Source organism: Natrinema sp. LN54 (genome assembly GCF_052439245.1).
GTDB lineage: Archaea > Halobacteriota > Halobacteria > Halobacteriales > Natrialbaceae > Natrinema > Natrinema versiforme_A.
Genome location: NZ_JBQVRP010000002.1, coordinates 316,243 through 329,356, shown reverse-complemented (window position 1 = coordinate 329,356; position 13,114 = coordinate 316,243). Strand labels below are relative to the sequence as shown.

The window sequence follows — 13,114 nt, the reverse complement described above, 5'->3', positions numbered from 1 at the left end:
AGGGAGCAGCTTTGCTGTGACCGTGGTTCAAATCTACCTCCCGCTATGTTTTGGCGCAAACAAATCCGTGAGCGCCATCCATAGTATAATGGTAGTTTGTACTAGGGAGCAGTTTCGCTGCGACCGTGGTTCAAATCTACCTCTCGCTGTCCTTTTGCTGTGAGCAAATACGCCGAGTAGTGAACTCTCGTCCTCGAGTCCGTCAGCACTCGGTCTCGAGAGGCCTGGGTCGAGACTCGCCGGAAGCGGTTATGAAGAGTATCAGAGCCAAACTAAACAGGAATAGCGTTGAAAGGCGTTTATCCCCTACATCCCATATGAATCCAGAGCGAGGGAGTAACGCGGTCGTCGCGGACGGTGGCACGGCGTTTCTGACGGAGCGAGATCCGGAGGAATCGACGACGGAGGCGATCTCCCGGAGTATCGCCGCGGTAAAGGGGGTTCCCGAAACGGACCTCGATCCGCTGTACTCGAAAATCGAACTGGAAGCGCTGGAAACGATGGTGCGACACGCCGACGAACGCGGCCGCTCGGTGCAGGTCGAGTTCACGGTCGACGAGTACACGGTGCTCGTACGCGGTGACGGGGAGATACGAATACGTCCCGATGACGCCGGTGGATATCGGTGAGCGATGCGAACCGGGATCTTCGGAAACGCGCGGCGACACGAAAGAAGCTGAGCTGACGGAGCCCCGTCTTAGTCGACGATTTCGATCTCGGTTCGGTCGACGAGCCCTCGGTCGTCGGCGTCCGGACGAGTGATCCCCACGTCGATCGTGTACCGTCCAGGATCGACGGGCTCCCACTCGTCGTCGGCGACCCGAATTCGCTGTGGCCACTCCCGTCGGAACCGTTTCCGCTCGCTTCGGGCGAAGGAAAACGCCGCCGGGCGATCGGGAACCGCTCGAGGGATCCGCGAGGCGTTCCGCAGGCCGTCGATGGCCCAGTACCAGCGGTTCGGCGATTCGGTTCGGATGCGGATCGGGAACGGGAGCCGATTGCGAAACTCGACGGTGATTTCGACCGGGTCACCGCGCTCGTACCGTCGCTTATCCGTGGAGACAGCGACGCTGAGTCCGCGGTGGCGCAGCGCCAGCGGGGTGAACGCGTGGCTGAACGCCGTCCAGTCGATCGTTCGCGGCCCGCGTGCGTCGCCGCCCTCACGTTCCGGAGTGAACGGGTCGTCGTCCGCGCGCTCGAGCGCGCGTGAATCGTAGATCCGTCTCATGGCTGGCTCCCTCGCGAGGAGTGGTCGCCGCGCTCGGCCGTGGTGTCGGTTTCGGCGTCGTCCGCCTCGTACCGGTCGTCGAACCGGTGACAGGCGATCGGGTGGTGGTCCGGACCCGCCGACAGCGCCGGGTCGCTCGTCTCGCAGGGCGTTTCGAACGCCGACGCGAGGCGCTCGCGTGCGGCGTCGAGGTCGCCGGCCGCGGCGGCCTCGAGCGCGTCCAAAAGCGCGGCCTCCGCATCGGGATCCTGCAGTCGTCGGGGGATGTCGTAGGCCTCCCTGAGTGTCGCCGTGAGATCCTCGCTCCGGTCGGGCCGAGAGCACAGCGCCTCGAGCCCCGCATCCGGGTCCGCGTCGGCGAGTCGGGTTCGAAGCGTCATGACCGCGCGGAACGCGTCTTCCTCGAGGTCGTACTCCGCGGGCGGGATGACCCGCGGACAGCGGGTGTGGAACCGACAGCCCGAGGGCGGGTCGGTCGGCGACGGGACGCTCCCCTCGAGGACGATCCGGTCGCCCGCCCAGCAGGGGTCGGGTTCGGGGATGGCCGACAGCAGTGCCTCGGTGTAGGGGTGAGCGGGTGAGTCGAAGACCTCGGCGGTCGTCCCAGTTTCGACGAGTTTGCCGAGATACATCACGGCGACCCGGTCGGCGACGTGTTCGACGACCGAGAGATCGTGGGCGATGAAGAGGTAGGAGAGGTCGAACCGCTCCTGCAGGTCGGAGAGTAGATTGAGAATTCCGGCCTGCACAGAGACGTCGAGCGCGGACACGGGCTCATCACAGACGATAAGCGACGGTTCGACCGCGAGCGCGCGGGCGATGCCGATCCGCTGGCGCTGCCCGCCCGAGAACTCGTGGGGGTACCGGCTCGCGTGGTCGGCCCGGAGCCCGACCGTCTCGAGCAGGTCCCGAACGCGCTCGTCGCGTCGCTCCGGCGGCACGATGTCGTGGACTGAGAGGGCTTCGCCGACGATTTCGCCGACCGTCAGTTGCGGGTTCAGGCTGGCCGTCGGGTTCTGGAAGACGTACTGGATCTCGGTTCGCAACTCCCGCAGTTCCCCTCGAGAGCAGTCCGACAGGTCGGTCCCGCGGTACGCGACCGTGCCGCCGGTCGGCTCGAGCAGTCCAAGCAGCGTCCGGCCGAGCGTCGTCTTGCCGCAGCCGCTCTCGCCGACCAGCCCGAGCGTCTCACCTTCGCGGATCTCGAGGTCGACGCCGTCGACCGCCCGGACCGTTTGATCGCGGCCGAGCAACCGATCGAGGAGTCCGTCGGCGGTCGTGTAGTGTTTCTCGAGGTCGGTCGCCCGGAGGAGCGGCTCGTCGTCGGTCGCGGTCATCGCGTCTCACCCCCGCGGTCTCGGTCGGATCGCTCGGTCGACGGCTCGTCTCGTACCCGCACCTCGTAGTCGAGTCCCTCCTCGAGGTCGCCGGTGTACTCGAGGCAGGCGGCGAGGTGGGCGTCGGGCGCTGCCTCGGCCGCCGACGTCTCCGAGTCCGTCTCGACGAGCGGCGGACTGCGTCTGGCACACGCGTCCTCGGCGTAGGGACACCGAGGGTGAAACCGGCAGCCGGTCGGCGGATCGACGAGCGACGGGACTGTACCGGGGACCGTCGTAAGACGCTCGCGGTCGTCGCCGAGCCGGGGGATCGAGGCCAGCAGCCCGACGGTGTAGGGATGTTTGGGGTCGTAGTAGAGCTCCTCGACCGGCGCGCGTTCGACGATCTCCCCGGCGTACTGCACCAGCACCCGATCGCACAGCTCCGCGACGATCCCGAGGTCGTGGGTGACGAGTTGGATCGCCGTGTCCGATTCCCGCGCGAGGTCGTCGAGCAACTCGAGGATGCCGGCCTGGACGGTGACGTCGAGCCCGGTCGTCGGTTCGTCGCAGACGAGGAGGTCGGGATCGCAGGACAACGCCATCGCGATGACGACCCGCTGTTGCATCCCGCCGGAGAACTCGTGCGGGTAGTCCGCGTACCGCGCGGCCGGCTCCGGAATGCCGACCCGCTCGAGGAGGTCGATCGCTCGGTCGCGAGCCGCACGGTCGGACACGTCCTCGTGGGCGCGGATCGCCTCGGCGATCTGTTCCCCGACGGTGTAGACCGGGTTGAGCGCCGCGTCGGCGTCCTGAAACACCATCGCGATCTCGTCGCCCCGAATCCCCCTGAGTTCGTCGGTCGAACACTCGAGGAGGTTCCGGCCGTCGAGGCGGATCTCGCCGCCGACGATCTCGCCGGGCGCTCGAATCAGGCGCAGCAACGCGAGGCTGGCGACGCTCTTGCCGGCCCCGCTCTCGCCGACCAACCCGACCGCCTCGCCCCGCCGGATCTCGTAGCTGATGCCGTCGACCGCCCGGACCACGCCGTCGTCCGTGTAAAACTGGACGGTGAGATCCTCGACCTCGAGCAGCGCCATCAGCGCATCCGCCTCCGGTCGTCGCTCACGTCTCGGTGGGGATCGAGCGCGTCGTTGATCCCGTCGCCCACGAGGTTGATCGCCAGCACGAACAGGAAGATCGCGAGCCCGGGGAAGGCGGTGACGTGCCAGTGGCCCTGCGCGAGCGAGTCCCGACCCCGCGAGAGCATCGCGCCCCACTCGGCGCTCCCGGGCTCGAGACCGAGTCCGAGGAAGCCGAGCGCCGCCGCGGCGAGGACGACCGTCCCGACGTTTAACGTCGCCTGCACGACGACCGGCGCGATGGCGTTCGGAACGACGTGTCGCCGGATGATGGTCCGATCGGGGACGCCGAGCGCGCTCGCGGCCGTCACGTACTCGCGTTCGCGGACCGAGAGGATTTCACCGCGCAACAGTCTGGCGTAGCCGATCCAGCCGGTGACGACGAGTGCCAGCACCACCGTCCAGAACCCCCCGCCGAGGATCGGGATCGGCTCGAGGATCGGGACGATCGCGATTGCGAGCACCAGAAACGGGAAGGCGTAGAGCACGTCGACGATCCGCATAACGACCTCGTCGACCCAGCCGCCGAAATACCCCGCGATCGCCCCGAGGGGAATCCCGACGCCCAGCGCCAGTAGGACGGCGACGAGGCCGATTCCCAGCGTGTAGCGCCCGCCGACGAGGATCCGGGCGAACTGGTCTCTCCCGGCCCAGTCGGTGCCGAAGGGATGGTCCCACGAGGGCGGCGCGTTCGCTGCCCCGACGGCCGGCCGGGACGGATCGTGCGGGGCCAGCGAGAACGGCTGAAGGGTGATCGTGTACTCCGCCGTCGAGACCTCGATCGGCCGGGCGAAGATCGCGAGCACCGCCATGCCGACGATGACTGCCAGTCCGACCATCGCCGTTCGATTCCGGCGAAACCGGTGCCACGCGTCCGCGAGGCGGTGGCGCTCCGTTCCCTCGAGTGTGGATTCCGCCGGCTCCGTCGCTCCCGTTGCCCCAGTCGCCCCCGTCGGTGATTGGGGTCCCGCATCGGTACGCTCAGGAGAGCCGTCACTGTCGCGCTGCGACGAGTCGGCGTCGTCGAAGCCGACGATGCGAATCCGGCCGCGTTCGGTGGTGGGTCGTCGGTCACTCATAGTCAGTATCGAATGCGGGGATCGAGGACGGCGTAGACGATGTCGACGAGCAGGTTCACGAGGACGATCGAGACGCCGATGACCAGCACGGCGGCCTGAATGACCGGGTAGTTTCGCTGCAGGATCGACCGGACCAGCAGCCGCCCCATGCCCGGCCACGAGAAGATCTGTTCGACGACGACGGCACCGTCGACCAGAAACGCCAGCTGGAGGCCGGCGACGGTCACGACCGGGAGCAGGGAGTTCCGCAGGACGTGTTTCAGGATCACCGTTTGCTCGCGGAGCCCCTTGGCGCGTGCGGTCCGGACGTATCCCGCCTCGAGCTCCCGCAGCATCGACGAGCGGAGCAAGCGCGTGACGAGCGCGGCCGAGGCCGTTCCGAGCGTGATCATCGGCAGGAGCATGAACTTCGCCATCGCGAGGCTCGCGAGCGGCGCGTCCGGCGGGATCACCCGGAACCACCCCAGCCGGACGCTGAAGACCAACAGGAGGACGAGGCCGAGCCAGAAATTCGGCGTCGCGATCCCGGCGAGGGCGGCGACCCTACTGAGTTCGTCGGCCGGTTCGCCCCGCTTGACCGCGGCGACGATGCCCGCCGGGACCCCGATCGCGAGCGCGAGCAGCCACGCGGCCCCGCCGAGCGCCAGCGTCGCGGGAAGCCGCCGTCCGATCGTCGCCGCGACGCTCCGCCCGGTGACCGGCGACCGCCCGAACTCGAGTGCGAGGGCGTCCCGCAGCCAGAGCACGTACTGTTCCCACACCGGCCGATCGAGGTGGTACTCGGCCCGGATCGAGGCCTCGGTCTCGGGGCTCACAGTCTGGTAGCCGATGATCGCGTCGACCGGATCGCCCGGCAGCGCGTGCAGAAACGAGAACGTCAGGACGGTCACGCCCAGGAGGACCGGAACGGCGACCAGCAGCCGCGTGAGGACGTATCTCCCGAGGGACATCTATGGGTCAGTCCGGACGGACGTATTCGTCGGCGATTCGCTCTCGAAACCCCTCGTCGGCGTACGTCTCGAGCAGCGGTGAGATCGGCGTGTAGGTCGGCTGCCCGTGCCCGTGATAGACGTTCTCGACGATTGCCTCGCGGGGGATCAACATGTTACAGCCCCGGCGGACCTGCTCGTCGGTAAACGGCTCGCGATAGAGCGGGTAGATCACCAGATCGAACCCGCCGCCGACGTGACGATCGACGCCGTACGCGTCGTCTTCGCCAAGTTCGGCGAGACTCGCCGACGACACGCCGTCGCTGAAGTCGATATCGCCGGCCTCGAGCGCGCCCTGTCGAGCGGCCGCCTCCGTGATGATCTCGAGGGTCACGGTTTCGATCGGTGCCGGGGCCGGGACCGTCTCGTCGCCGTCGAACCAGTAGTCTTCGAACCGCCTCAGCCGCCAGTGATCGCCCGCCCGGTAGTCGTCGAACCGATAGGGACCGGTTCCGACCGGCCGTGACGCGAGGTCGAGGTCGCCGTCGATCGCCGCCATCGGGACGATCGGGAGGTCGAACAGTCGCCGTTCGAAGGGGCCGTACTTCCGCCAGCAGCGGACGTCGATCGTGTAGTCGTCGACGATCTCGCTGCCGTCGTACCAGTCGGTGACGTCCGACTCCCTGGCTTCGCCCTCGTAGCGTTCGAACGAGCCCTTGACGTGTGCGGCGGTCAGTTCCTCGCCGTTGTGAAAGCGGACGCCTTCTCGGAGGGCAACCCGGTAGGTCGTCGAATCGAGTTGCGTCCAGTCCGCGGCCAACACCGGTTGGACCGTCCCGTCGAAATCGACGCCCGTCAGCCCCTCGTAGACGAGTTGCGTCGCCCGACTCGAGGCGGTGTCGTTCATCGAGACCGGATCGGTGGTCGAAACGTCGCCGCCGAGATCGCCGACGAACTCGTCGCCGTCCTCGAGATCGGTGTAGACGCCCGCCCACGGAGCATAGATCGCGGTGTAGGTCCCGGACTCGAGCGGATACGCCCGCCAGCCGCTGACGCTGTCGGCGTCCCAGACGTGTGCCGCTTCGCTCACGCGGACGAACGACGCCGGGGAGTCGGCGACCAGTTCCTCCTGTAACTGCTGGTAGATCTCGACCCGCTCGTCCGGGGTCGTCTCCTCGAGGCCGTCGTCGATGTATCCGTCGACGGTCTCGCTGGCGTAGTGGTTGATGTTGAGCCCGGTGGGCGTGTGATTGTCGGAGTGAAACAGCGTATTGACGTAGTCGTCGGGGTCCCAGCCGCCGGTCCAACTGACGATGAAGAGGGCGTTTTCCTCGTCGTCGGCCGCCGCGTTCAGCATCTCGAGATAGGTCGTCCACTCGTATTCGCTGATCGAGATATCGAAGAAACCGGTGTCCTCGAGTTCGGTCGCGAGGAGTTGTGCGAACCGGCTCCGCTCGGTGTCTTCGGTGATCGCGATCGTCGTCTCGAACGGCGGCTCGATGCCGGTCGCCTCGAACCCCGTCTGAATCAACTCCTCGGCCGGGCCGTCGGCTTCGATATCGTTACTGCGAACACAGCCCGCCAATCCGGCGATACCGGCCGTGCCCACGCCCTTCAGCAGCGACCGCCGCCGCAGGCGATGGCGGTCACTCGGCCCGACGGGGTTCTCTGCCATCGCTACGAGGTTCAAATCGTGGCGACATATTCCTTGTGATGGCGAAACACATTAGTTGAAAACCGAATGCGTCCGGTACAGCCGAGACTCCGTCTCCGTCGAAGATACAACGGAACGGAATATCGGGAGACGTGCTATGCGTTGGGCCGAGAAACGAGTGGGTCGTACGCTTCGTGTTCGAACGTACCGAGAATCGTCCCGTCTATCGTCTTGACGTGGGTGTACAGGACGCCTTCGTCCGCCCAGACGGTCGGCACGCGCCATATCGTATTCACGACTTACAGCCGTTGGACCACCGATAGTGAGAAAGCCGACCGGATCTGAACGGGGGAGATCGGACCGAACCGAGAACTGTCAGTGGTCGCCGTCTTCGTCGACGATAACGACCTCGCCGTCGACGACGTCGACGTTGATCAGTGTCTTGACGTCGTAGCCCGCGTCGTCGACCTTGTTCTCGCCGCCGACCTTCTTGATGACCGCGACCGTGTCGATGACCTCGGCGCCGATCTCGTCGAGGGCCTCGAGCACCGACGCGAGCGTGCCGCCGGTCGAGAGCACGTCGTCGAGCACGAGCACGCGCTCGCCCTCGCGGACGTCGTTGATGTACATCTCGTTCTCCGAGTAGCCGGTCTTCTGAGAGATCGCGACCTCGTCCTCGAGGCCGTACTGGCGCTTGCGGATGACCGTCAGCGGAATGTCGGTCATCAGGGAGACGGCCGTCGAGATGTGAATGCCCATCGCCGCGGGCGTGACGATCCGGTCGACGTTCTCGAGTTCGGCCTTCCGGATGATTCGGATGACGATCTCCCGCAGGAGCGTCGGATCGAGCTTCGGGACGCCGTCGCTGATCGGGTGAACGAAGTAGTGATAGCCGTTCTTCTCGATGATCGGCGCCTCGAGGAGCGACTGCTTCAGTTGATCCATGTCGTAGGTCGGTCGGTACCGGAGTAAAAGTTGACGATACGAGCGAAGTGGCGCCACCTGCGAACGTCCCGCATTCGCCGCGGCGGGTCGGAGCGGTTCGGCACCGACTCGAGTCGATACGCTCGTTTTCGCGCCCGCAAGGCGGCCGAATCGATCGGGTCTCGAGCGCAGTCGGCGCTACTTGTCGGTCCCGTAGCTGAGTTCCGGCGGCTGATCGCCGTGGCCGAGGCGCATGTTCCGTTCGTGGTAGACGTGTGCGACCGCGGTGAGCGTGAACGTGACCGCGACGACGGCCACCCACGACAGGTTCGACAGGATCGTCAGCGGATAGATCCCCAGCCAGAGCGCGGCGACCAGCGCGCAACTGATCGCGCCGAGCGAGAGGTACAGTTCCCGCCACGCGAACTCGCGGCCGGGGACGATCTCGAGGTAGACGCTGATGTCCCGCGTTCGTTCGGTCCCCTCGATGACGCCCCGATCGGAGTCGAAACGGAGGATCCCGGCCGTATCCATCTTCGGGAGATGGGTTTGCTGGAGTGTCGTATAGACGCGTTTGCGCTGTTCCGGGGTGACGCCCTCGAGGGTCGTGTCGTACTCCCACGCGGCGACCTGCTGGGCCAGATCACCGAGTTCGACGGGTCGGTGGTCCTGCTTGAGGTACTGGAGGACGTAGCGCCGTCGCTGGTTCCGGAGGACTTCGAATATCTCGCCTTTGGAGAGCGATTCGTTCGTATCGGACGTGTCGCCGTCGGCGTCTGGGGTGTCGGCGTCGGCATCGGCCTCACCACCCTCGTCGGCCGCGGTGGCGTCGTCGGGTTGCTGTCGTTGTGCCACCTCGATCACCTCAAATTGCCGGCTACCGGCGCCGTCGCACGAAGATCCGCATCCGGTCGTCTATCCATTACGTCGGTCGGATGAACCCCACCCATATAATTCTCCTGACGGCCCGCCCGCTCAGTCGGCCGCCGCGGAACCGCACACCGCGGCGATCGAGTCGGCGATTTCGCCGCCCAGCCCCGCCTTCGTCCCCTCGTAGCGGGCGGCGTCGGTCGCGTGGACCAGCAGCGCCGACGTTTCCGCCGCACCCATCACGCTCGCGTCGTTGGCGACGACGAAGGCCAGCCCGGCCCGTTCGAGCGTCTCCCTCGCCCGCTGGATCATGGCCCCCTCGTCACCGGACGTTTCGGTCTTGAAGCCGACGATGGGGAGGTCGGGGTGCTCGGAGCGGATCTCGTCGATGAGCTTCGGGGTCGGCTCGAGCTCGAGCGTGAGCCGCTGTCCCGAACGGATCTTCTCGTCGCTCGTCTCGACGGTGTAGTCGCCGATCGCGGCCGCCGAGACGAGCGCGTCGGCCTCGGCGCAGGCCTCGCGGGTCGCGTCGAGCATCTCCGCAGCGCTCTCGACCGCGCGGACATCGGCGTAGGGGACCGCCGGCCCGTCGTGGACGAGCGTGACAGCTGCCCCGCGGACGTAGCAGGCCTGCGCGACCGCGCGGCCCATCTTCCCCGACGAGCGGTTCGTGATGATCCGAACGGGGTCGATCGACTCGCTGGTCGCCCCGCTGGTGACGACGACGTGCTCGCCCTCGAGCGGCCGGTCGCCGGCCGCGCGGGCCGTCTCGCAGACGATCGCCTCCTCGCTGGCGATCTTGGCCTTCCCCTCTTCGAGGCGCGGGTCGACGAAGTCGACGCCCCACCCCTCGACGGTCTCGATGGCCTCGAGCACGCCGGGGTGGTCGTACATCGGTTCGTGCATGGCCGGCGCGATCACGACCGGCGTCTCGGCGCCGAGCGCGGTCGTCGCACACGTGGTGACCGGCGTGTCGTCGACGGCACCGGCGATCTTCCCGACGGTGTTGGCCGTCGCGGGCGCAATCACGAACACGTCGGCCCAGCCGTCGTAGCCACAGAGGTCGACGTGTTCGACGCTCCCCGTGATCTCCGTGACCACCTCGTTCTCGGTCGCGAACTCGACGGCCCACGGGTGGATGATCCCCTGCGCGCTGTCGGTCATCACTCCGCGAACCGCCGCACCCTGCCGCCGCAACTCGTGGGCCAGTTCGACCGTCTTGACGGCCGCGATCGACCCCGTCACCCCGAGCGCGACGTTGACTCCCTCGAGCATTCAGTCACAGTTCGCGCGTGGTCGGTTTATCAGTACCGCCATCGGCGTCACCGTCGGCGTCGACCCCGGCCGCGGGCGCGGCTCCGGCGGCCGCCGGCGTTTCGACGCGGTCGCTCCGAGAGAGCGCCTCGAGCGAGACGCTCGACTCGGTTAGAACACCGCCGCGAAGCCGCCGACCACGCCCAGCGTGACGACGAGCCGGCCGAGGCTGCCGAGGAACGTCGCGAGCGCGAACTTCGGATAGTCCTTCTCGAGGATAGCGAAGGCGTATATCGAGATCGTATCGGGGAAAAACGGGACCGAAAGGGCGATCGCGAGCCCGCCGTAGCCGTACTTCTGTGCAAGTCGGACCGACCGGACCTCCGACCACGCGAGGACGTCCCACCGGGACTCGCGCAACCACCGCTCGATCGGTCCGGATCGCTTGACCTCCTGTCCGAGGTGAAACGCGACCACGCTTCCGGCGGCCTTCCCGGTCGCGCTGACGAGCATGATACTCGAGAGGCGGAGCCACGGCGGGAAGCCGAGATCGAGCGGCGCGAGGAGGACGACTTCGCTGGGACCCGGGAGCGCGAACGCGATCAGAAACGAGTAGCCGAAGATGATACCCATGCCGGGCCAGCCGGTGGCGGACTCGACGAGTGCCTCGCCGCTGCCGGTGAGGACACCGCCCAGTGCATCGAACGCGAGAATCGGTGTGAGCGAGAGTGTTTCGATCATTATCGAAATTTCGGTCGGGCAGGTCGCGGTCGGTTCGCGGGTCGCGCGGCGCCGGGCGGGAGCCGGTCGGTCCGGTCGAGCGGTGGTCCGTCCATCGCTATCCCCACGTCCAGCGGGCGTCGAGGACGTACCGGTATACCCCGCTGAGGACGATTGCGATGCCGTTTGCGAGCAGGTACGGGACGTTTCCCCACTCGACGAAGCCGAAGAGGACGCCGAGCTGGATCGGGATCGCCGTCCCGCGGACGACGTTCGTCTTGAGCAGGCCGACGAGATACTCGGCGGTTCCGGTGTTCCGGCTCGCCCGAAACGTCCACGCGTTGTTCAGAACGTACGAGAGGATGATCGTGGTCTCGATCGCCAATACCGCACCGAGCAGGTAGTGCAGGCCGATGCTGTCGACGAGCGCCCACAACAACACCAGTTGCACTCCGGCGGCGACGGCCCCGACGATGACGAACCGACGCATCTGGCTCGCGAACGGGCCGTCGACGAGACTGCGCAGGAACGATCGAATCATCTATCGGTAGCCGAGTGCCGACAACCGGGCCTCGAGGTCCTCGTCGACGTCCTCGTCGTCGGGCGTCGCCTCGGCGTCTCGTTCTCGTATTGTCTTCGCATGGGCAGTAACGATCGGCTCGAACGATTCGATAACGTCCCGTTGTTCCGGGGTCGGATCGGTCGCGAGATTCGTCTGCTGGGTCGGATCGTCCGAACGGACGTACAGTTCCTGTTCGTCTGTGTCAACGTTTTCGATGTAGGTCCAGTCCCGATCCCGAACGCTGACGAGGAGATCGCCGTCGGCCAGCGACCGCGGAATCGGCTGTTTCGTCACCGATTCGCCGCGGACGGTGACCGACACGACCGGCTCGTCACCCGGCTCGTCGCCATCGCGAACGCTCGGGACGAGGGTGTCGCCGGTCCACGAGTCCGGGGTGTCGGCATCCAGCAGGTCGGTGACCGTCGGCGGGATCGAATCGAGCCCGACCTGTCCGTCGATCCGCCCGCCGTCGGAGCCGGGAACGTCGACGATGAGCGGGACCCGAATCAGTTCGTCGTAGAGCTTCGGATAGTGGGCGAGGTGACCGTGTTCCTGAAACTCCTCGCCGTGGTCGCCAGCCACGACGACGGCCGTGTCGTCGTCGAGCCCGTTCGACGACAGCGTCTCGAGGAGTCGCCCGATGCTCGCGTCGACCTGCCGAACCGCCGCCTGATAGAGGGTTCGGAGGTCCGAGCGCGTTCGCTCGCTGACGTCCCACCCGAGCCCGGTTCGCGTGTGGGCGAGCAGCATCCTGTGGGTGCCGAGGCGATCGGAGGAAACCTCGCGGATGTACCGCGGTGCGGGGACGTACGGCGTGTGAGCGTCCATGTAGTGGACCCAGAGGAAAAACGGGGAGGACGCCTCTTCGATGAACGAACTCGCGGCGTGTTCGACGTCGAACATCCGCGAGGTGTCCAGAAACGGTCGATCGTCGGTCTCCCCGCGGAGCCACGAACCGGCGCGACGGACCGGCGAGGCGGCCAACTGGAGCCACGCTTCGACGGTCGGATGCGTCGCGAGATAGCGACTGTAGACGCTCGAGCCCACGTTCGCGACGAACGAGTCGAACTCGTCGAAGCCGTCGTCGTACCCCCAATGGGTCGTGAGAAATCCGTTGGCGGCGTTGAAGCCGCCGGTTTCGATGTCTTCGTCCGACAGCGCTTCCGCGAGCGTCGTCGATTCCTCGACGCCGATCCCGCCGCTGTCGGCGAACACGGGCCGTGAGGAAAGGATCGACGGAAACGAGAACGGGGTCCAGTTCCCGGTGGCGAAAGCGCGGTCGAAGACGGTGCCACTGTCGGCGATCGAATCGATCACGGGCGTGTGCCGGTCGGTGTCGTACGGGCTAACCGCGTCGGCCCGCAGCGAGTCGACTGTGACCAGTACAACATTCGAAACCTCATTTGTAGATGACATCTTTGTTCGGTTCGTCTCGT

The 13,114-nt window shown here is 66.6% G+C and carries 13 protein-coding genes and 1 pseudogene; 1 reads left to right on the top strand and 13 read right to left on the bottom strand.

The window, feature by feature from the left end; genetic code table 11:
- The first annotated feature begins 317 nt into the window (after window positions 1–317).
- Window positions 318–629, top strand: coding sequence for a HalOD1 output domain-containing protein (locus ACT4ML_RS06790; RefSeq protein WP_444720180.1), 312 nt, complete (start codon window positions 318–320; stop codon window positions 627–629).
- 68 nt (window positions 630–697) lie between these two features.
- Here the strand turns inward: ACT4ML_RS06790 and ACT4ML_RS06785 are convergent, their stop codons facing one another.
- The 13 genes and pseudogenes from ACT4ML_RS06785 to ACT4ML_RS06725 all read right to left on the bottom strand — a co-directional run bounded on the left by ACT4ML_RS06785 (window position 698) and on the right by ACT4ML_RS06725 (window position 13,094).
- Window positions 698–1,228: a hypothetical protein gene (locus ACT4ML_RS06785; RefSeq protein ID WP_444720179.1), complete on the bottom strand. Its 531-nt coding sequence runs from the start codon at window positions 1,226–1,228 to the stop codon at window positions 698–700.
- A complete protein-coding gene (locus ACT4ML_RS06780) occupies window positions 1,225–2,565 on the bottom strand; it encodes an ABC transporter ATP-binding protein (protein ID WP_444720178.1) in 1,341 nt (446 codons plus the stop codon). Before ACT4ML_RS06780 ends, ACT4ML_RS06785 begins: the two co-directional genes overlap by 4 nt.
- Window positions 2,562–3,644: an ABC transporter ATP-binding protein gene (locus ACT4ML_RS06775; protein WP_444720177.1), complete on the bottom strand. Its 1,083-nt coding sequence runs from the start codon at window positions 3,642–3,644 to the stop codon at window positions 2,562–2,564. The genes ACT4ML_RS06780 and ACT4ML_RS06775 overlap by 4 nt, the downstream gene beginning before the upstream one ends.
- Window positions 3,644–4,765: an ABC transporter permease gene (locus ACT4ML_RS06770; protein ID WP_444720176.1), complete on the bottom strand. Its 1,122-nt coding sequence runs from the start codon at window positions 4,763–4,765 to the stop codon at window positions 3,644–3,646. The genes ACT4ML_RS06775 and ACT4ML_RS06770 overlap by 1 nt, the downstream gene beginning before the upstream one ends.
- 2 nt (window positions 4,766–4,767) lie before the next feature.
- Window positions 4,768–5,715, bottom strand: coding sequence for an ABC transporter permease (locus ACT4ML_RS06765; RefSeq protein WP_444720175.1), 948 nt, complete (start codon window positions 5,713–5,715; stop codon window positions 4,768–4,770).
- Between the two features lie 7 nt (window positions 5,716–5,722).
- Window positions 5,723–7,369 (bottom strand): ABC transporter substrate-binding protein, encoded by a 1,647-nt coding sequence (locus tag ACT4ML_RS06760; protein WP_444720174.1) that lies wholly within the window; start codon window positions 7,367–7,369, stop codon window positions 5,723–5,725.
- Window positions 7,370–7,503: 134 nt separating this feature from the next.
- Window positions 7,504–7,608, bottom strand: a pseudogene (locus ACT4ML_RS06755) (DUF7529 family protein); the annotation flags it as partial.
- Window positions 7,609–7,723: 115 nt separating this feature from the next.
- Window positions 7,724–8,293 (bottom strand): hypoxanthine/guanine phosphoribosyltransferase, encoded by a 570-nt coding sequence (gene hpt / locus ACT4ML_RS06750; RefSeq protein ID WP_444720173.1) that lies wholly within the window; start codon window positions 8,291–8,293, stop codon window positions 7,724–7,726.
- A gap of 177 nt (window positions 8,294–8,470) precedes the next feature.
- The gene (locus ACT4ML_RS06745; RefSeq protein ID WP_444720172.1) at window positions 8,471–9,136 is read right to left on the bottom strand and encodes a DUF7344 domain-containing protein; all 666 of its coding nucleotides are present in this window, start codon (window positions 9,134–9,136) and stop codon (window positions 8,471–8,473) included.
- A 111-nt stretch (window positions 9,137–9,247) separates the two neighbouring features.
- Complete coding sequence (gene coaBC, locus ACT4ML_RS06740; RefSeq protein ID WP_444720171.1) at window positions 9,248–10,417, bottom strand: bifunctional phosphopantothenoylcysteine decarboxylase/phosphopantothenate--cysteine ligase CoaBC; 1,170 nt, start codon at window positions 10,415–10,417, stop codon at window positions 9,248–9,250.
- Between the two features lie 150 nt (window positions 10,418–10,567).
- Window positions 10,568–11,137: a YqaA family protein gene (locus ACT4ML_RS06735; protein WP_444720170.1), complete on the bottom strand. Its 570-nt coding sequence runs from the start codon at window positions 11,135–11,137 to the stop codon at window positions 10,568–10,570.
- 97 nt (window positions 11,138–11,234) lie between these two features.
- Entirely contained in the window at window positions 11,235–11,657 is a 423-nt protein-coding gene (locus ACT4ML_RS06730) for a GtrA family protein (protein WP_444720169.1), read from the bottom strand.
- On the bottom strand, window positions 11,658–13,094 hold the full coding sequence (locus ACT4ML_RS06725) for a sulfatase (RefSeq protein WP_444720168.1): 1,437 nt from the start codon (window positions 13,092–13,094) through the stop codon (window positions 11,658–11,660). It abuts the gene before it with no gap.
- Between the last annotated feature and the right edge of the window lie 20 nt (window positions 13,095–13,114).